This is a genomic window from Pseudomonas sp. (assembly GCF_032058845.1).
Taxonomy (GTDB): Bacteria; Pseudomonadota; Gammaproteobacteria; order Pseudomonadales; family Pseudomonadaceae; genus Aquipseudomonas.
Map to the genome: position 1 here is coordinate 14,218 of NZ_DAMCCR010000041.1, position 19,659 is coordinate 33,876.

General features: G+C 59.6%; 15 protein-coding genes and 1 pseudogene. 8 read left to right on the plus strand and 8 right to left on the minus strand.

Annotated elements, in window-relative coordinates; all coding sequences use genetic code 11:
* Positions 1–2: 2 nt before the first annotated feature.
* The 7 genes from tssI to RT028_RS10100 all read left to right on the plus strand — a co-directional run bounded on the left by tssI (position 3) and on the right by RT028_RS10100 (position 9,414).
* On the plus strand, positions 3–2,048 hold the full coding sequence (tssI, locus tag RT028_RS10070) for a type VI secretion system tip protein TssI/VgrG (protein ID WP_312934602.1): 2,046 nt from the start codon (positions 3–5) through the stop codon (positions 2,046–2,048).
* On the plus strand, positions 2,045–2,911 hold the full coding sequence (locus RT028_RS10075) for a DUF4123 domain-containing protein (RefSeq protein ID WP_312934604.1): 867 nt from the start codon (positions 2,045–2,047) through the stop codon (positions 2,909–2,911). The genes tssI and RT028_RS10075 overlap by 4 nt, the downstream gene beginning before the upstream one ends.
* Positions 2,908–6,168 (plus strand): toxin VasX, encoded by a 3,261-nt coding sequence (locus RT028_RS10080; RefSeq protein ID WP_312934606.1) that lies wholly within the window; start codon positions 2,908–2,910, stop codon positions 6,166–6,168. The genes RT028_RS10075 and RT028_RS10080 overlap by 4 nt, the downstream gene beginning before the upstream one ends.
* On the plus strand, positions 6,165–7,118 hold the full coding sequence (locus RT028_RS10085) for a hypothetical protein (RefSeq protein ID WP_312934608.1): 954 nt from the start codon (positions 6,165–6,167) through the stop codon (positions 7,116–7,118). The genes RT028_RS10080 and RT028_RS10085 overlap by 4 nt, the downstream gene beginning before the upstream one ends.
* A gap of 43 nt (positions 7,119–7,161) precedes the next feature.
* Complete coding sequence (locus RT028_RS10090) at positions 7,162–8,079, plus strand: hypothetical protein (RefSeq protein ID WP_312934609.1); 918 nt, start codon at positions 7,162–7,164, stop codon at positions 8,077–8,079.
* Between the two features lie 133 nt (positions 8,080–8,212).
* Positions 8,213–9,142 carry a hypothetical protein gene (locus RT028_RS10095; RefSeq protein ID WP_312934611.1) on the plus strand — a complete coding sequence of 310 codons (930 nt, stop codon included), beginning with the start codon at positions 8,213–8,215 and terminating at the stop codon, positions 9,140–9,142.
* Positions 9,143–9,150: 8 nt separating this feature from the next.
* On the plus strand, positions 9,151–9,414 hold the full coding sequence (locus RT028_RS10100; RefSeq protein ID WP_312934613.1) for a sensor histidine kinase: 264 nt from the start codon (positions 9,151–9,153) through the stop codon (positions 9,412–9,414).
* 26 nt (positions 9,415–9,440) lie between these two features.
* On the opposite strand, the gene RT028_RS10105 is transcribed toward RT028_RS10100, so the two are convergent.
* The 3 genes from RT028_RS10105 to RT028_RS10115 all read right to left on the minus strand — a co-directional run bounded on the left by RT028_RS10105 (position 9,441) and on the right by RT028_RS10115 (position 13,330).
* Entirely contained in the window at positions 9,441–10,310 is an 870-nt protein-coding gene (locus tag RT028_RS10105) for a hypothetical protein (protein ID WP_312934614.1), read from the minus strand.
* A 291-nt stretch (positions 10,311–10,601) separates the two neighbouring features.
* On the minus strand, positions 10,602–12,656 hold the full coding sequence (locus RT028_RS10110; RefSeq protein ID WP_312934622.1) for a TonB-dependent siderophore receptor: 2,055 nt from the start codon (positions 12,654–12,656) through the stop codon (positions 10,602–10,604).
* A 248-nt stretch (positions 12,657–12,904) separates the two neighbouring features.
* Positions 12,905–13,330, minus strand: coding sequence for a DUF1493 family protein (locus tag RT028_RS10115; protein WP_312934615.1), 426 nt, complete (start codon positions 13,328–13,330; stop codon positions 12,905–12,907).
* Between the two features lie 323 nt (positions 13,331–13,653).
* On the opposite strand from RT028_RS10115, the gene RT028_RS10120 reads away from it, so the two are divergent.
* Positions 13,654–14,259 (plus strand): DMP19 family protein, encoded by a 606-nt coding sequence (locus tag RT028_RS10120; protein WP_312934617.1) that lies wholly within the window; start codon positions 13,654–13,656, stop codon positions 14,257–14,259.
* 194 nt (positions 14,260–14,453) lie between these two features.
* Here RT028_RS10120 and glmS read toward each other — a convergent pair whose 3' ends face one another.
* The 5 genes and pseudogenes from glmS to RT028_RS10145 all read right to left on the minus strand — a co-directional run.
* Positions 14,454–16,289, minus strand: a complete 1,836-nt coding sequence (gene glmS, locus RT028_RS10125) for a glutamine--fructose-6-phosphate transaminase (isomerizing) (RefSeq protein WP_312934618.1) — start codon at positions 16,287–16,289, stop codon at positions 14,454–14,456.
* A gap of 1 nt (position 16,290) precedes the next feature.
* Positions 16,291–17,070 (minus strand): DeoR/GlpR family DNA-binding transcription regulator, encoded by a 780-nt coding sequence (locus RT028_RS10130; protein ID WP_312934624.1) that lies wholly within the window; start codon positions 17,068–17,070, stop codon positions 16,291–16,293.
* 196 nt (positions 17,071–17,266) lie between these two features.
* Positions 17,267–18,634 (minus strand): bifunctional UDP-N-acetylglucosamine diphosphorylase/glucosamine-1-phosphate N-acetyltransferase GlmU, encoded by a 1,368-nt coding sequence (glmU, locus tag RT028_RS10135; RefSeq protein ID WP_312934619.1) that lies wholly within the window; start codon positions 18,632–18,634, stop codon positions 17,267–17,269.
* Between the two features lie 115 nt (positions 18,635–18,749).
* On the minus strand, positions 18,750–19,175 hold the full coding sequence (locus RT028_RS10140; RefSeq protein WP_312934620.1) for a F0F1 ATP synthase subunit epsilon: 426 nt from the start codon (positions 19,173–19,175) through the stop codon (positions 18,750–18,752).
* Positions 19,176–19,219: 44 nt separating this feature from the next.
* Positions 19,220–19,659: pseudogene (locus tag RT028_RS10145) on the minus strand (F0F1 ATP synthase subunit beta); the annotation flags it as partial.

The window sequence follows — 19,659 nt, forward strand, 5'->3', positions numbered from 1 at the left end:
GGATGTTCGCGCCTGCCAACCAGACTCACTTCAGCCTGACCATCGCGGGGTTGGACCATGACCTTCAGGTCCTCTCCCTGACCGGCCGCGAGGCCATCAGCCAACCCTTCGTGTTCGACATCGAGCTGGTCAGCGAGCACGCGGCCCTCGACCTCGAAACCCTGCTGCACACACTCGCCTTTCTACAGCTGTCAGCCGATGGCAGTGGTATTCATGGTCAGATCGCTCGCGTGCTGCAGGGCGACGCCGGTAAACGCCTGACCCGCTACGCCGTGACCCTGCGCCCGCAGTTGGCAAACCTGGCGCACCGCATCAACCAGCGCATTTTCCAGAACCTCAGCGTGCCCACCCTCATTGGCCAGGTGCTCGAAGAGCATGGCATCCAGCGTGACGCCTACGCCTTTCACCTCGGGGCGACTTATCCCACACGTCTCTACTGCGTTCAGTACGATGAGTCGGACCTGCAGTTCATCCAGCGCCTGTGCGAAGAAGAAGGCATCCACTACCACTTCCAGCACAGCGCCACGGCCCACCTGCTGGTGTTTGGCGATGACCAGACGGCCTTCCCGAAACTCGAACCGGTGGCCTACCAGCAAGACGCCGGCATGGTCGCTGACCACCCGGTCATCAAGCGCTTCGACCTGCGCCTGGAAACCCGCACCAGTCGCGTCACCCAGCGCGACTACGACTTTGAAAAACCGCGCTTCGAGCTCGACGCAGAACAGCGCAGCGACGCCCTCCCCGACCTCGAAGCCTACGCCTACCCCGGTCGATTCACTGACCGCGAGCGCGGCAAGCACCTGGCCAGGCGCGCGCTTGAGCGCCACCGCAGCGACCATCGGCTGGCCGAGGGTCAGAGTGACCAGCCATTGCTGGTCAGCGGCCACTTCCTGCCCCTGACCCAGCACAGTGAGGCGCGCTGGAATGACCTGTGGCTGCTCACTGAGGTCCTGCATGAGGGCAAACAGCCCCAGGTCCTCGAAGAATCGGTGACCAGCGACACGCGGGAGCCGAGCGATGACTTTCAGTTCGGTTATCGCAATCGCTTCAAGGCCACCCCGTGGGACGTGCCGAACCGCCCGCCCTTGATGCACCCGAAGCCACGCCTGCTCGGCGCTCAGAGCGCGGTGGTGACCGGCCCCAAGGGCGAAGAGATCCACTGCGATCAGTACGGCCGCGTGAAGGTGCAATTCCACTGGGACCGCGAGGGCCAGGGCGACGACAAGACCAGCTGCTGGTTGCGCGTCTGCTCGGCCTGGGCCGGTGCGCGCTATGGCGGTATCGCAATTCCGCGCGTTGGCATGGAAGTGCTGGTGACCTTCCTGGAAGGCGACCCCGACCAGCCACTGATCAGCGGCTGCCTGTACCACACGCTGAACCTGGCCCCGTACGACCTGCCGGCCAACAAGACCCGCAGCACCTTCAAGACCCTCAGCTCGCCCGGTGGCGGCGGCTTCAACGAGCTACGCATCGACGACAAGAAAGGCCAGGAGCAGATCTTCCTGCACGCCCAGCGCGACTGGGAGGAAAACATCCAGCACGACCAGATCATCCGCGTCGGCCATGAGCGTCACGACACCGTTGAAGCCAACATCTACAGCGAGTTCAAGGCCGAAGAGCACCACACCGTGCATGCCGACCGCAAAGTCGAGGCGCGGGCGGATGACCATCTGACCGTGGCGATGAATCAGCACGCCCGGATCGGTCAGGGGCAGTTTGTCGAGGCGGGCCAGGAGATTCACCTGAGCAGTGGCTTGAAGATGGTGCTGGAGGCGGGCAGCGAACTGACGCTCAAGGCCGGCGGGAGCTTTATCAGGATCGATGCCGGGGGCGTGACGATCAGCGGGCCGGTGGTGAATGTGAACAGTGGTGGCAGCCCGGGCAGTGGTGCGGGTGCGGCGCCGGTGTTGCCGGGGGTGTTGAGGCAGGCGGCGGCGGATCAGGCCGGTGAATTGCTCATTCCCGCCTTGCGTCAGGCCTTGCAGCGAGCCGCCACAGCGGCTCAACCCGTCTGCGAGATATGCCAACAACTGGAAGCGACGCCATGACCCGCAACGTCTCGCGTTATCTGCTGCTCGATGGTGCACAGATCGAAAATCTGCCAGGCCGTTTGTGCCGTCTGGACGACAACCCGATTGCCGAGTGGCTCTACCATCGAACACCCTATCGAGCGGCATTCGATGTCGGTCCTGTCTTGGTCGCGTTGCGCCCCCACAGCGCACTGGAACGCGCTTTCACCGATGAGTGGCAGCATGACGCCGGTCTGCTCATCGAAAGCACTGCCGCTCTGCAGCCACTGTCTGAACATCTGCGTAGCCTGGTTCACGCGCGGGTGAGCGGTGACGCCTCCATGCTGTTCCGTTACTACGACCCCCGCATCATGCGTCACTGGCTTGCAGCCCTGAGCCCCGCCGAGAAGGATTACATGCTGGGCCCGGTCAGCCGCGTGCGCATGCCCGCACGGGACGGCCAGAGCGAGCACTGGATCGTTCGCGAGCAAGACCGACAAAGTGCCCAGGCATTTTCCACGCGGCCCTGGCTGTATCTCGGTGAACCGCAGTTGCAGGCGCTCAACCAAGCCAGATTGGAGATCGTCGACCAGCAAGTGATGGCGCACGTGCGCCGCTACTTCCCCAAAAGTTTCAGCCCCTGTTCGAGTGCCGAACAGCAGCAATGGGCAGCACTGTGTCGCGAAGGAGCCGCTCGTTATGGGTACTGCGCGCCCAACGAAGTGGCCCGCTGGTCAGCCTTGGTCGCCGAGCACGGCTCGACATTTCCACACGCCCATGACCATCAGGCCTATCGCCAGATTCTTCAACAGCCAACGCTGAACCCCACACAACGCCTGGATGCCCTGTTGCTGGAGTTGTGTCGCGGTTGGTTGCTGACCAAAACGGAGTCTTTCGCATGACGACTCGAGCACTTGAGAAAATCCGCAACCTGAACGCCGCCGACCAGGCTGCGAAAAGCCAGTTCGGCAGCGAAGACCTGTCGAGCCCTGTCAGCACCTGCCCAGCGCGCCATGCGGACATCTTCGTGGTGCCCTGCCGCTACGCCATGGCCGAACAAGGCGCCGAACACGCCGATTTTGCACCGCCCTGCCCGACCCGAAGTCACGAGATGGCATTGCGCCGTTTGCGCGCGGGCTATGTGTACCTGTGGCATGGCAACGGGCCGCTGCAACGCTATGCGGTGGCGGCCGATGGTCTATTGCTCGAGCAAGCGTTGACCCAACCCCATACCGTGCTCACAGCAGGCGCATTGGCCGGCCTCGCGCTGAAAAAGAACACCGATGCCTGGATGCTCTACAGCGAAATGCCCTTGAGCCAAGCCGCTTGCGAGCGCCTGAAAAACAGCGATGAGCGGCGCCAGCGCATGCGCCGCATCGGCCTTGTGCAGATTGCCCGAACCCTCTCAGCCACACGCTGCCCGCCGCTCGCCAAAGCGCCAGAGGTGATTGCCGAACTGATGCCGGACGTGCGCGAACGAACCCTGGCCCATGATTTTCAGGAGAACGGCGCCCAGTATCGTGCGGGCAGCGAAGCCTTGGGTGAAGCCATGTTCGCCAAGCCTACGGCGGACAACGTCAAAGCCTACCTCGACAGTCTCGAATGGTTACACGCGCTTGAAGCTGTGGCCGGCCAGCAACCGCCTGGGCAACCCGTAGAAGCGCCTGGAAGCTGGAGCGCGAGCCCTTGGGCGCTCAAAACCGCCCAAAGCTGGCTTGATGCTGCCCAGCAGCAAGCTGGGCCGCTGTACGGCGTTTTTGCTGCGCTGGATGATGATCTGGGGGTGTTGCGGGATATCGATCATGAGCAAAACAAAGTCGAGGCAGACCATGAGGAATGGGTCGCCGACAACAGCTTGCGTCAAACCGTTGGAAGCTTCATTCGCAGCCTGCTCACCGAAGATGGCGGCGAAGTTGCCAATCTGCTCAATTACCGTTATCGCGAGCACAACCTGCAACTAACGCCAGAACAGGGCAAGACACTGGTCGACAGCCGAACACAGCTCTATAGCCTCTTGGCCGAAGAAACGCACATCAACCAGCAGCGTGGCCGACGGTATGGGCATGCCCAGGCGGACGCGATGCTGGCCCAAGTGCGCAACCGAGAAGAAACGGTGCTGAGCAAGGTGCGCACCTTCATCCCGAGCGCCCTTCACCATGAAGTGCAACAACTCGTGCTTGAGTATCACGAAGAAAAAGTCAGCGCCCATAAAGGCGGACAGGGTGCGACCAAGGTTGCAGAGTACATCGACCTCAAGCGCATGAACCACTGGCTCGATCACGAAGCTCCGCATCACTTCAAACAGGTCGAGGCACGCCATCAACTGCTCTACGCCGATCGTAAAATCTACCTGCCACGCAGTGAGCATGGCACGTGGTATGTCGACCAAGGCAACGAAGACCACCTCAAGTGGCTGGAAAGCCTGACGGTCGCCTGCCTCAGCGCCCAATGCAGCCGCAGCGAAGGTGCCACGCAGTTTTCCGAGTACATCAGCAGCGACGATCCGGGCTTGCTGCGCCTGGTATTTCAAGCCTGGAGCCCAAGCCTGGAGGCTGCGGTCAATAACACCTCACGCCTCAATGAGCTGGTGACGGCATTGAGCCTTGAAAACCTGGCCGACACTCGCGCCGCCATCGCCAAGATCCTGGACCCCGACACGCTGCGCAACATCGAGCGTCTGACGAGCAACCTGGAAGGCGCGTGGACGGCGACACTTGCACGCTTGGCCGCGTCACTGATTCAGACTCGCAACGGTACGGCGCTTCCGATGGGGCTGTTCATAGTCCTGCGTTTGGGTGAAGACACCCGCTTGCTTCGGGGTATCGAAAACGGCGTGGCGGTGTGGCGCCTGGTGGGCCAAAAGGCCAATGCCTTGGGGCAGTGGACACGCACTACCGCTCAAGCCATCGCCGTTGGGCGGGTCGGCGGAATCGTCAACTCCCCCGCGGTCAAGGCCTCCGGCGGTCTGTTGCCGTTGGCGGCTCTGGTGGTTAACGCGCTCAACGCCGGTAGTTATGCCGGGCAGGCTGATGCGATGGAAGGTGGCGATGCGCAGCGTGAGGCGGATAGGCTTTCTGCTTATTTGTATGCAGGGGCTGCGTTAGGGGCGGTGGTTCAGAATTGGATGATTTTGGGGAAGGGAATCAAAGAAATAACTGCGCAAATGCCTATGGGACACTCTATAACTGCTCCGACGCTCACGTTGTTTGGTGGGATTGTGGGATTGCTATCGGCCTCAGCGGCCAACAACGAACTAGAATCACTTAAATTCCAAATAGAAAACGCTCAAACAGCTATCGATCCATGGCTTAAAATAAAGCAGTTGGCCGTCACCGGACAAGTTTCTGTATTTTGGGCCCAAGCGGTTCTAGGGCTGAGTCTGACCGGCCTGCGGTTATCTAACAAAATCTCGACCCCAATGGCTATAAAGATCTTTCGCTTGGCTATGGGGCCAATGAATCTGTTGCTTCTGGTACTGGGTACTATTTATTTGATTGCCTGGCTCCTCCAAGCCAGCCCGTTGCAAAACTACCTGAGGAAATGCTGTTGGTCTCATGGGCGCTCTCGCGTCAACAAGCCAATTTCTCCTCAGGCACAACTGGATGAACTCAATGAGCTAACGATGCTTTTGTATCAGCCCCGCCTTTCCATGGAAACCAGAGACCTCCATATCCACGGTTCACTCGACGATACGATTATTCAGAGCGGTATCAGTCGACTCATTATCGACTTGCCCGGTGCTGCTCCGGGATCTGCACAAATCGATTTGGCCATGAGCGGCAATGTAATTCCACGATCAGTTGGCTTTGGCAGCGGTGTCCGGGGCACACCGACTGACCTCGGAGCCTCATGGCTAACCGCGAGTCGATGTGATTGGATACCCATCAGTGCCGGCCAGGGGCTGCGTTTGAGTGGAAACTTTCACTGGCCACTCGCACGCCTATCCATACGTTTGTGTTACCTAAGTCCAATCGCGTTGTTAGCTCATGATGGTGCCGTTATCGGCGGAGCGAGAGGCCTTGTCTACACATTGTCTCCCGACGACGACATCATCACGCTGCGCTCCAATGAGCAAACATCCGAATTAGATCGGGCTGCCGTTCACCGTCTAGGGCCAAACCACAATTCCAGCTACTTAGTACCCAAGGATAAACCATGACTACTGCTTCGCCCGGCAGCCGTAAAAGACTGTTCTCACAGGAGGACCATCTGGCGCCTCCAGCGATACCGACCGGACAGACACCTAAGGACGTGCTGAATACGGTATGGCGCAAAAATGAAGTCTTTCTCGATATTGGTTCCTACAGCGTCGGTTCTGCCATCATGACCATCTGGCCAGCGCTGCTCTTCGCTATTTGGCTCGTACATTACAAAAGTGCTAATGAAGGCTATTTGGGAGGAACATTTGCGTTTATGTTGTCTATTCTCGGAATTCCTTTTGTTCTCATCATTATAGGGTTGATAAACCCCGTCCCCCTGCCGATTCGCTTAAACCGTCAACGTCGTGAAGTATGCGTACCATTCGAAGATGGCCAGTACTGGATCGTCCCTTGGGAACAAGTCACCGCCCAGGCCGTTGCGGTGAGTTCTGGTGGCCCGCACGCGAAAACGACACAAGGTCTTTTGGTAATAGGATTCCGAAACCCTGACCCTGAAGCACATGCGAAGGACCGCGACTTCAGTATCGGATTCAACTGCGGTGGCGGTGAAACCGCAATGAGCCTTTGGGAGTGCATGCGCAGTTACATGGAGGTTGGAGCAAACGCAATCCCGCTCGACAACGACTTGGAAAACATCCGAGAGAAGCTCGGCAGGAAAGGGGTTGTTTTAGGCATCTGCTACGGTTTTTTAACGGGGATACTTGGTCATCTTATGGCCAGAAGATTTGGTCAGGCGCTGTGGCTGTTTTCCTCAATGTTTCTCCTGGGCACGCCGCTGGCCATGATGCTTCAGACCTGGAAGCTCGCCCCTCCACCTGATCTGCTCTACCCGGAAATCATCGAATGGTCAAAACCCCTTCCTCCCGAACAATGGGCCAAGCGCACCCCAGAGCTGGAAGCTGCTATCGCCAAGCGTGAAGCCGAACTGGCAGCGCAGATCGTGCATTAATCAAAATTTAGATTTGCAGCGTTTTGAAGCCCAAGGAAAATAAATGTGCACGCCACCTGCAGGTACCACAAAGAAAAAGTTTTTTTCAAGAGAGTACTATCTAGCGCCACCAGCCATACCGACCGGGAATTTACCTAAGGACGTACTAAACATCATCTGGCGTAAAAACGAAATTTTTCTAGACATAGGTTCTTACAGCATTGGGTCCGCCGTAATGGCTATTTGGCCAGTCCTGCTAATGAGTATCTTTTTTGTACACGAAGAGAGAAATTCCGATGGCTATTTTGGCGGGGCATTAGCGCTTTCATTATTTATTCTCGGAATTCCCATTCTTCTTGTAGTTAAAGGTCTGGTAAGCCCTGTTCCTCTCCCAGTTCGTTTTAACCGTCAGCGCCGGGAGGTATGCGTACCACTCAAACATGACCAGTACTGGATCGTCCCTTGGGAGCAGGTCACCGCCCAGGCCGTTGCGGTGAGTTCTGGCGGTCCGCACGCGAAAACGACACAGGGTCTGTTAGTAATAGGATTCCGAAATCCCGATCCTGACGCACCTGAGGAAGATCGCGACTTCAGCATCGGATTCAACTGCGGCGGCGGCACAACAGCCATGAGTCTCTGGGAATGCATGCGCAGCTATATGGAGGTAGGAGAAGACGCTGTTCCTGACACTCGCTTGGGTAAAGTACCTTATGCCGAGACCCAGATTGGCTCAATCGTCACCAGCCTGCTGAAGGGCGATATCCTGGACGTTCTGCACGGCTTGTTTTTCGTGATATTCCTTGGAACCTATTTGGCTGAAAAGTTGCAGAACTGGAAACTCGACCCTCCCCCGGATTTGACCGACCCCGCTATTGTGGAATGGTCAAGACCCCTACCTATTGACCAATGGGCTAAGCGTTCCGATGAACTTGAATTCGCTATCGTCCACTGCGAGGCAGAAATGGCGGCTCAACAGACTTAGCAAATAAAAATTATAAGGCCTGACCACGAAATATCATCCTGCACCTTGGTGGGGTCGTTATCAGGCAGTGACAGGCCGACATCTAGCGCAGGGTTTAAAACAACATTTCAGATTCTGACCCCAAGGATAAATCATGACTTCAGCCTCGCCTCGCAGCCGAAAACGAATGTTCTCACGAGAGGACTATCTTGCGCCTCCAGTTGTACCCACTGGCAGAGAGCCCAAGGATGTACTCAACATTATTTGGCGGAAGAACGAGGTATTTATTGATATTGGGTCTTACAGCATTGGTACTTACGTGATGATGTTGTGGCCTATCCTGCTAATTTTTTTCTGGATACCCCAGGGCACTGATTTTGATGCTGCTTACTGGTATGGATTCATGTGTTTCTGTGGTTTCCCACTTTTGCTTCTAATCTACCTGTTGATCCAACCAGTGCCTCTACCCCTGCGTTTCAACCGTCAACGTCGTGAAGTTTGCGTGCCACTCAAAGATGGCCACTACTGGATCGTCCCTTGGGAGCAAGTCACCGCCCAGGCCGTTGCGGTGAGTTCCGGCGGCCCGCACGCAAAAACGACACAGGGTCTGTTGGTAATAGGATTCCGAAATCCCGATCCTGACGCGCCTGAGGAAGATCGCGATTTCAGTATCGGATTCAGCTGCGGTGGCGGTGAAACCGCGATGAGCCTTTGGGAGTGCATGCGCAGTTACATGGAGATTGGAGCAGACGCAATCTCGCTCGACAACGACTTGGAAAACATCCGTGGCAAGCTCGGCAGGAAAGGGGTTGTTTTAGGCATCTGCTACGGTTTTTTAACGGGGATACTTGGTCATCTTATGGCCAGAAGATTTGGTCAGGCGCTGTGGCTGTTTTCCTCAATGTTTCTCCTGGGCACGCCGCTGGCCATGATGCTTCAGACCTGGAAGCTCGCCCCTCCACCTGATCTGCTCTACCCGGAAATCATCGAATGGTCAAAACCCCTTCCTCCCGAACAATGGGCCAAGCGCTCCCCAGAGTTGGAAGCCGCTATTGCCAAGCGTGAAGCCGAACTGGCTGCGTAGATAGCCAATTGATTGCGATCCAGGTCACGTTGGCCCGCGACTACAATGGCGCAGAGCTATTGCGCGTGCAGGATCGTGGGCCCGGTATCGACGAGGCGCACGCGCCGCGCCTGCTGGAGCGGTTCTACAGCAGAGGCAGCGAGCAAGGCGCCGGGCTGGGCCTGGCCATCGTCGAGATGATCATGGACAAACTCAGTGGCCGGCTGCTGATCGGCAACCGCGAGGGGGGTGGATGCTGTGCACAGCTGTGCTTTGCACAACCCGAGGAATGACGCCCCGCCATCCCAGCGCGTGGCCTTTACTGACCTGCACCGACCGGCGGGGGTAACAGCTCCAGCACCCGGTTACGCCCTCCTTCGGCAAGCAGATAGGTGCCTTTGGCGGTGCGTACGATGGACTGCGGTGCTTTGAGGAATGACAGGATCGCGTGCCGTTCGCCCTGTGCATCGATCAGCAACAAGCGCGCGCGGTGGGTGGAATCCTCACTTATCCACAGGCCGCGCTGGTCACACATCAGGTAGGTCGGCTGGTTCAGGTTGGCTTGCACGACGGGGTCACGGCGGTCTTCGGTGAGCTGGCGAACCACACCCGCCTGCTTTTCCGTGTACAACAGCCGGCCATCCGTGCAGCGCGTGATGGACTCCGTTTCGTTGAGGCCATCGCGCACCACCGTCAGCGTCTGGTCGCTCCAGCGGTAACGCAGCAGACGCCCATTCCCCTGGCGGTCTTCGATGGCGTAGAGCACGGCGCCGTCATTCCACAGCCCTTGCGCACTGAAACCTTCGAACAGGTGGGTGATCTGGCCATCCTTCAGCAGGTTCACCATGGCGCCATCGGTTTCCTGGCTGTACACCCAGCCGCCTTGGGCGGCGACCATGCCGTCGGGTTTGGACAGCCCGCCGACCACCGTTTCGCGCTTCCCGTCGGAGTGGATTCGCACGATGCTGCCTTTGCCGGCCTGCAACTCCAGGCTGACCATCAGCGAGCCATCGGCCAAGGGCGCCAGGGACGCTGCCTTGGGTACATCGTCTTGCTCGACACGGACCTGCCAGCCGGCTGCGGCCTGGACGGGATAGAAACTCTGCCAGGCGAAGAAACCCAGCGTTGCGACGAGCAGCAGGCCGAGGATGGATAGCCCGGCTTTGAACAGAAAGGAAAGTCGAATCACGTGACACGTCCAGTCGGGCCATGAATCGAACACGCGGCGACGCATTCGAATCAGACAGGAAAGTAGCGGGATGTGGCTCAGCGGGCGGTATCTGGCTCAGGCACGTTGCAGAGCATGATGCACCGCAAGCGCCAGACCCCACGCAGAGCGCGGGCATCACTGTAACTGCTTGACTGTCAAAAACTGATCAAGACGTGGGCGTCTACCGGTCAGGCCAGCGTGCAAGACCGAACCTGCCTGTCGATCAGGCTTCGAGGCGCCTCACGGACGCGCTCGAAGCCGATCACCCGATCAGTACTTCCAGGTCACCGACGCCGTCAGGTTGCGCGGCGCGCCGTAGCTGGCGGTGGTGGCGTTGTTGTACAGCGACAGCAGGTATTTGCGATCGGTGACGTTGTTCAGGTTCAGCGAAGTGCTCCAGTTGCTGTCGATGTCGTAGCTGGTCATCAGGTCGACCAGGCCATAGGCATTCTGGGCAATCGCGCGGTTGTTGTCGTTTTCCACCTTGGTTTGCCAGCTGACCCGCGTACCGACCTTCATCTGCGGCAGGCTTGGCAGGCGATAGGTCAGCATGCCGCGCACCGCGTGGGCCGGCACGTATTTGCGGGCACGCTCGCCCTCGTCGTTGTCCACATGCACGTAGGTGTAACCAGCGAGCAGGTCCAGGCCTGGGGTGATTTCGCCGGATGCCTGCAGCTCGAGACCATGGCTCTTGATATCGCCGGGGATGGACAGGGTCTGCCGGCCATCGTAGAACGACGAGATGACCACGTTGCGCTGCTCGGTCTTGAACAGTGCGCCGGTCAGGTGCAGATGATCGTCCATCAGGCTGCCCTTCACGCCCACTTCCATGCTTTTGCCTTCCAGCGGATCGAGCAGGCGGCCATCGGTGCCCACCGCGTTGTATTGCGGGTTGAAGATCTTGGTCCAGCTGCCGTAGACGCTCCAGGCATCGTTCAGGTCGTAGACCAGGCCGGTGTAGGGTGTGACTTCGCCGTGCTCGCGGGTCGAGTGCTCGCTGCCGTAGCTGTCGCCCTTGCCATCGGCGCTGATCATGCGCGCGCCGGCGATCCAGTGCAGGTCGTCAGCCAGGCTGAAGCGAGCACCGGCAAAGACGCTCTTCTGCGTGTCCTGGAAATTCTGCCCGAGGGCTTCGCTGGTGACGCCGAACGACGGCATCGGCGTGGCGCCTGCCAGAATGCCGGAGAACGAGGTCGTGAAGGCGCTGCCGTCTTCGAGGTTCTCGTCATACTCCTGCCCCTTCTGGTGGGTACGACCATAGGCGGTGCCGAAGGTCAGCTGGTGCTCACGGCCGAACAGGCTGAAGGGGCCCTGCACCTTGGCTTCGCCAAGCAGCTGATGCGCTTCGCTGCGCGTGTGGTTGGCGTAGGCGCCGGCCACGTCGTCGGCGACGGAGCCGACATACAGCATGTTGGTGTTCTGCTTTTCCTGAACGCCGGTGGCAGTCAGCGTGGCGTTCCAGTCGTTGCCAAAATCGTGTTTGAGCTCCACGAACGCCCGCTGGGTGTGCAGGTTCCAGTAGGTCCACGGCTGGCCGATGTTGCTGCTGCGGCTGCTGTAGTGAATCGGGTTGCCGGTACTGTCGACCAGCGGCAGGTTGCCCCAGGTGCTGCCATTGGCGTCGCTGTTGTGCTGCGAGAACCCCATGGTCACGGTGTCGGCATCAGAAACATCGAGCGCCAGCAGGCCAGCGGCGATGTTGCGCTCGTGACTGTAGCGGTCCATCCACGAGTTGCCTTTGTCGTGGGAATAGATGAAGCGGCCACGCACGTTGCCGCTGTCGGTCAGCGGGCCGGCGACGTCGACGTCCACCCGACGGCTGTCCCAGGAGCCCACGCTGGTGCCGATCTGCGCCTGGAAGGCATCGGTCGGCCGCTTGCGCACGAAGTTGACGGTGGCCGATGGATTGCCCGTGCCGCTCATCAAGCCGTTTGCACCGTGCAGCACGTCGATCTGCTCGTACTCGGCCAGGTCCTGTTCGCCGATCAGTAAACCGCCTACGAACGGCATGCCGACACCGTCGTATTCGAAGGCGTTGATGTCGAAACCGCGCGAGGTGAATTCGGTGCGGTCGCTCTCGGTCTGCTCGACGGTGACCGACGGGGCGGCGCGCAGGGCGTTCTTGATGCCGGTGATCTTGAAATCGTCCAGCGCCTGGCGGGTGACGGTGGTCACACCCTGTGGTGTTTCCTTGTCAGTCAGGCCGAGCTTGGTGGTACTGGACGATGCCCTGCCTTCATATCCCACGCTTGCGGCGTCAGTGCTGGCTTGGGTGCTTTCGATCTGGGTGACAGGCAGGATGAGGTCGTCGGCCGCTTGAACCATGGGCACGGTGCTGCACACGCCGACGAAAAGAAGGCTGGCAGGGATGGGACTTTTCAAGGTGTGTTCCTGACAAAATGCAAATGGTAATGGGAGGCGTTTCTCTCCCATGAAATTACATTAAGTCTTGGAAATCCTTGATAAATAATTCTTCATCTCTGGATGACTTGCAGGACAGTTCTGCCTGCCTCACGAGACAGAGCTGGTCCTCTATCGATATTCGTGAGCGGCCGCGAACGACCTGGCCTCGTTCAGCGGCTCTTTATCCTGTAGCCCGCTACCGGAATATCTTCTGTCCGCGCATACAGGGGGGAATCGCTGAATCGGGCCTGTTCATACACTTGCGTATCCCAACGCTTGGCCTGCACTGCCAAATGCAACATACCGATGCGCAGCGGTATGTTCCCTCGCCTGTCTTTCGCTCGTCGGAATGGCCATATGCTGAAACCCTCTTCGACGAAATATCGATAGGGATCGTAGTCATTAAGCTCGATGGGGAATCTTTCGAAAAACTCGCCCATGAGCTCATTGGCATCGTCACCATCGATGCCGAGGTCACGTGCAACATCGGTGCACAGGCTGAAGCGTTCGAACGCTCTTCTGCCGAAGCCCGCCGTGTCGTGAATGCACATGACAATGCTGTCCATGACGCCTGGGTCGATGACATCTTCGCTCATAGATGCTTCCTGATAGTCGATCCACGTGGGGGCAGAATGTCGCGGGTAGACGGGATACAAACGGCTACAGCCTAAGACAACGGATGCGTGCTATCCAGGCTTGGATTGCGGAGGACGAGCGATACTGATGGAGACTCGACGGCCAACGGCGTCAGCCAGGATGAGCGGCGAAGCCGATCCACGGCTGCAACCTGCTTGAACCTGTTACTGCATGAAGCCTCGGTCAGGCCGTTCTTGCTGGCCAAACCCTATCGAATTCGCTGTACTGCGTAGATGAATGCGCTGAGTAAGCGTTCCCTTTGCAGAACTTCAACGGAGTGCCCATGAGCGACAAACTGCCCTGCCGGATTTGCGCGACCTTGATAGTGCCAAGCACGGCTGCAAGCAATGACGGGATGTGCATGCCCTGCAAGGGCGGCTATCGGCAACAGATCGAAGAGGGCAAGCTCAGAGCCGAGGAGCACAAGCGATACAAGGCAAGCCCGCAAGCGGTGTATTGGACTGCGTTGGTCAATCGGGTCTATCACAGCCCAGAGGGTTTTTCCGGGCTGGCATTGGCAGAGCAGCATTATTACGCAGTCAGGGTCTTAGAGGGTGAGGTCTACAATGGCGGCTTCGAACAGTACTTCAGCAACTCCTCAGGGGAACATTACGCCGATACTCGTGCGGGCCTTCTCGAATTGGCTGCGACACACACTCTGACGCTGCTCGAAGAAGCCAGAGGCCTGCTGTTCGGCAACCAGCCCGTGCCAACTGACCGAAGCTTGCGCCACTCGTGCATGCTCACCTACGCAGAACCACTTGATCACGATTGCCATGCCGCACTGAACGCCCTTGACGAGCAGTTCTATGAAGATACCGAACAACTCGACGAGCGCTTACTGCAATATGCCCGCGATCATCGACTGTTCGAGATGGAAGTCGACTGAGGCACGAGGGGAGCGAGTCATCGGGTTGGACTTTGAAAGGTGTTGATGAGCGTCGACGCTAGGTTGCAGTGAGTACATCAGCTCAAAGGAGAGACGCAACGAAGAAGGGAGCCGGTTAAGGCTCCCTTCTAAGGCGACAGTGTTAGCGTGCGGTGCGACGGTGTTAATTGTCAGAACCGACCGCAAATACCGCCTTATTCCACCGTCACCGACTTCGCCAAGTTACGCGGCTGATCCACGTCCGTACCTTTCAGCACTGCCACGTAATACGACAGCAACTGCAACGGGACCGTGTACAGGATCGGCGCCAGTGCATCGGCGATGTGCGGCACGTTGATCACATGGGTGCCTTCGCCATTGCTCATGCCAGCCTGTTCGTCGGCAAACACCACCAGCTCGCCGCCGCGGGCGCGGACTTCCTGCAGGTTGGATTTGAGCTTTTCCAGCAGCTCGTTGTTGGGCGCCACGGTGACCACCGGCATGTCGGCATCGACCAGGGCCAACGGGCCGTGCTTGAGTTCACCGGCCGGGTAGGCTTCGGCGTGGATGTAGGAAATCTCCTTGAGCTTGAGCGCACCCTCCATCGCCACCGGGTATTGCGCGCCGCGGCCAAGGAACAGGGTGTGGTGCTTGTCGGCGAACAGCTCGGCGGTTTTTTCGATGGTGCTGTCCATGGCCAGGGCTTCGCCCAGACGGCTTGGCAGGCGGCGCAGCTCCTCGACCAGCTCGGCTTCGACACCCGCTTCGAGGGTGCCACGCACCTGGCCCAACGCCAAGGTCAGCAGCATCAGCGACACCAGCTGGGTGGTGAAGGCCTTGGTCGAGGCGACGCCGATTTCCGGGCCGGCCAGGGTCAACAGGGTGAGGTCGGATTCGCGCACCAGCGAGCTGATGCCGACGTTGCAGATCGCCAGGCTGCCAAGGAAGCCCAAGGCCTTGCCGTTGCGCAGCGCGGCCAGGGTGTCGGCGGTTTCGCCGGACTGCGAGATCGACACGAACAGGGTGTCGGGCTGCACCACCACCTTGCGGTAACGGAATTCGCTGGCCACTTCGACCTGGCACGGGATGCCGGCCAGGCTTTCCAGCCAGTAACGGGCGACCATACCGGCGTGGTAGCTGGTGCCGCAGGCCACGATCTGCACGTTGCGCACCTTGCCGAACAGCTCGGCGGCCTGTGGGCCGAAGGCTTGCACCAGCACATGGTCCTTGCCCAGGCGGCCTTCGAGCGTGCGTTGCACCACGCGTGGCTGCTCGTGGATTTCCTTGAGCATGAAGTGACGGTACTGGCCCTTGTCAGCGGCTTCCGCGCCTTCGTGGTACTGCACGGTTTCGCGCTGTACGGCCTGGCCGGCCTGATCCCAGATGCTCACCTGTTCACGGCGGATCTCGGCGATGTCGCCTTCTTCCAGGTACATGAAGCGGTCGGTCACCTGGCGCAGGGCCAACTGATCGGAAGCGAGGAAGTTTTCGCCAATGCCCAGGCCAATGACCAGTGGGCTGCCGCTGCGCGCAGCGACCAGGCGGTCTGGCTGCGCCGCGCTGACCACGGCCAGGCCATAGGCGCCGTGCAAGCGCTGGACGGCAGTTTTGACTGCATCGGCCAGGTCAGGCGTGGTCTTCAGAATGTGGTGAATCAGGTGGACGATGACTTCGGTGTCCGTCTCGGAGGCGAACACATAACCCAGGGCCTTGAGCTCTTCGCGCAGTGCCTCGAAGTTTTCGATGATGCCGTTGTGCACCACGGCCACGTCATGGGCCGAGAAATGCGGGTGGGCATTGTGTTCGGTCGGGGCCCCGTGAGTGGCCCAACGCACGTGGGCGATACCCAGTTGCCCGGTCAGCGGCTCGGCCGCCACGGCGCTTTCCAGCTCGCGCACCTTGCCCGTGCGGCGGCGGCGCTGCAGGCCCTGTTCAGTGCCGAAGACAGCCACACCTGCACTGTCATAGCCGCGGTATTCGAGGCGCTTGAGGCCCTCGATCAGAATGGTTGTGATGTTGCGCTCGGCAACGGCACCCACGATTCCACACATGTTATTGCTCCTGGCTGATCGTGGCGCAGATCAAGGTCACGCCACGGGCTTGAATGTGGTCGCGCGCCTCAAGAGGCAGGCGATCATCGGTAATCAGGGTATTGACGCGGTCCCATGGCAACTCGAGGTTGGGGATCTTTCGCCCTACCTTGTCGGACTCGACCATGACGATCACTTCACGGGCAACTTCGGCCATCACACGGCTCAGGCCGAGCAACTCGTTGAAGGTGGTGGTGCCGCGGTTCAGGTCGATGCCATCGGCGCCGATGAACAGTTGGTCGAAGTCATACGAACGCAGCACCTGTTCGGCGACCTGGCCCTGGAAGGATTCGGAATGCGGGTCCCACGTGCCGCCGGTCATCAGGAGCACGGGTTCGTGCTCGAGATCGCCAATGGCGCGGGCCACGTGCAGCGAATTGGTCATCACCACCAGGCCGGGCTGGCGGCCCAGTTGGCCGATCATGGCCGCAGTGGTACTGCCGCTGTCGATGATGATGCGCGCATGTTCGCGGATCAGCTGCACCGCGGCGCGGGCGATGGCCTGCTTGTACGGCGACACCGGTTGCACCGGTTCGACCAGCAACTCCTGCGGCACGGTGACGGCACCGCCATAGCGGCGCAGGAGCAGGCCGTTGGCTTCGAGGGCGGCAAGGTCTTTGCGGATGGTCACTTCAGACGTTTCGAAGCGCTTGGCCAGGGCGTCAACGCTGACTTCGCCTTGCTCGGTGAGCAGGGCGAGGATGTTATGCCGGCGTTGGGGCGTATTACGTTTCGACATGATGCGCTTAAGTTTCGATCTGAAAGATAATGAGCGCAATCAAAACCTAAAGCAGCGTGCGCGTCAAGGGATGGATGCCCCTCTGCCGGCTGTGGACAACCGCTGCAATTGATCGCCGCAGCGCAACGCCCGCCCCTGAAACGAAAAAGCCGACTTATCCACAGATGTCGGCTTGTTCGGTGTCGCACAACATCGGGCTTCAGCTTTTCTTGATTTTCTCAGGCCGCTTCCAGCCATCGATGTTGCGTTGCCGCGCACGGCCGACCGCGAGCTGAGCCGCTTCGACGTTCTGGGTAATGGTCGAACCTGCGCCCGTGGTCGCACCTGAACCGATTTCTACCGGCGCTACCAGTGAGCTGTTGGAGCCGATGAACACGTCTTCACCCAGCACCGTGCGGAATTTGTTCGCACCATCGTAGTTGCAGGTAATGGTGCCTGCGCCAATGTTGGTACGGGCGCCGATCTCGGCGTCGCCCAGGTAGGTCAGGTGGCCGGCCTTGGCGCCCTCGCCCAGGTGCGCGTTCTTCAATTCGACGAAGTTGCCCACATGGGCTCTGGCTTCCAATACGGTGCCCGGGCGCAGTCGCGCGAATGGGCCGGCATCGCTGCCCTCGCCCATCACCGCACCGTCCAGGTGGCTGTTGGCCTTGACCACGGCGCCGTTGCGCAGGGTGGTGTCCTTGATCACGCAGTTGGGGCCGATCTGCACGTTGTCTTCGATGACCACGGTGCCTTCGAGAATCACGTTGATGTCGATCAGTACGTCACGGCCCACGGTGACCTGGCCACGCACATCGAACCGCGCGGGGTCACGCAGGGTGACGCCCTGGGCCATCAGGCGGCCGGCCTCGCGGAACTGGTAATGACGCTCCAGCTCTGCGAGTTGGCGACGGTCGTTGGCGCCCTGCACTTCCATGGCGTGGTACGGCTGCTCGGTGGCGATTGCCAGGCCATCACTGACGGCCATGGCGATCACGTCGGTCAGGTAGTACTCGCCTTGGGCGTTGTTGTTCGACAAGCGGCCCATCCACTCGCCCAGGCGTGCGGCAGGCAGCGCCAGGATGCCGGTGTTGCCCTCCTGGATCGCCTTCTGCGCCTCGCTGGCATCCTTGTGCTCGACGATGGCGGTGACCCGGCCCTCATCGTCACGCACGATACGGCCATAGCCGGTAGGGTCATCCAGCGTGACCGTCAGCAGGCCCAGTTGCTGGTCGTTGACCTTGGCCAGCAGCCGTTCGAGGGTTTGCACTTCGATCAGTGGCACATCACCGTAAAGCACCAGCACGGTGTCGGCGCTGATGGCAGGCAGCGCTTGCGCCACGGCGTGGCCGGTGCCGAGCTGTTTGTCCTGCATGACGAAATTCAGGTCATCGGCGGCCAGGCGCTCGCGTACCTGCTCGGCGCCGTGGCCGATCACCACATGAATACCGTTGGGTTGGAGCTGGCGCGCGCTGTGGATAACGTGGCCGAGCATCGAATTGCCGGCCACCGGGTGCAACACCTTGGGCAAGGCCGAGCGCATGCGGGTGCCTTGGCCAGCGGCGAGAATGACGATATCGAGGGACATGAAAGCTACCAATGCTGGGCGGTCAGGGCCTGACCGTGTGGGGTAGGACTGCGGAAAAAGAAAAAGGGTAGCCGATGGCTACCCTTTTTCTCAATCTGCGCAAAGCGTAACGGTATCAACCGCCGAACTTCTTGCGGATCTGCTGGACGGTGCGCAGCTGGGCTGCAGCCTCGGCCAGACGCGCGGACGCGGCGCTGTAGTCGAAGTCCGCACCTTTCTCGCTCAGGGCCTTTTCGGCAGCCTTGACGGCGTCCTGAGCAAAAGCCTCGTCCAGGTCTGCAGCACGTTGCACGGTATCGGCAAGCACCTTGACCATGTTCGGCTGCACTTCGAGGAAGCCACCGGAGATGTAGAACACCTCACGGTCGCCGCCCTGCTTGGTCAGCGTGATCGGGCCTGGCTTGAGATTGGTGATCAGCGGCGCGTGGCCTGGAGCGATACCAAGATCACCCAGGTTACCGTGCGCAACCACCATCTCGACCAGACCGGAGAAAATCTCTCCTTCCGCGCTGACGATATCGCAATGGACTGTCATAGCCATCTGCTTGCCTCAACCTGATTAGCGCCCCTTGCGGAGCGCCGGGATTACAGTTTCTTGGCTTTCTCGATCGCTTCGTCGATGCTGCCGACCATGTAGAACGCTTGTTCTGGCAGGTGGTCGTAGTCACCTTTGAGGATGCCGCTGAAGCCAGCGATGGTGTCTTTCAGGGAAACGTATTTGCCCGATGCACCGGTGAAGACTTCGGCCACGAAGAACGGCTGCGACAGGAAGCGCTGGATCTTACGAGCGCGCGATACCAGTTGCTTGTCGGCTTCGGACAGTTCGTCCATACCCAGGATGGCAATGATGTCTTTCAGCTCTTTGTAGCGCTGCAGAACATACTGAACGCCACGCGCGGTGTCGTAGTGCTCGTTGCCAATCACGTTCGGGTCCAGCTGGCGCGAAGTCGAGTCCAGTGGATCGACCGCTGGGTAGATACCCAGGGAGGCGATGTCACGGGACAGTACGACGGTGGCGTCCAAGT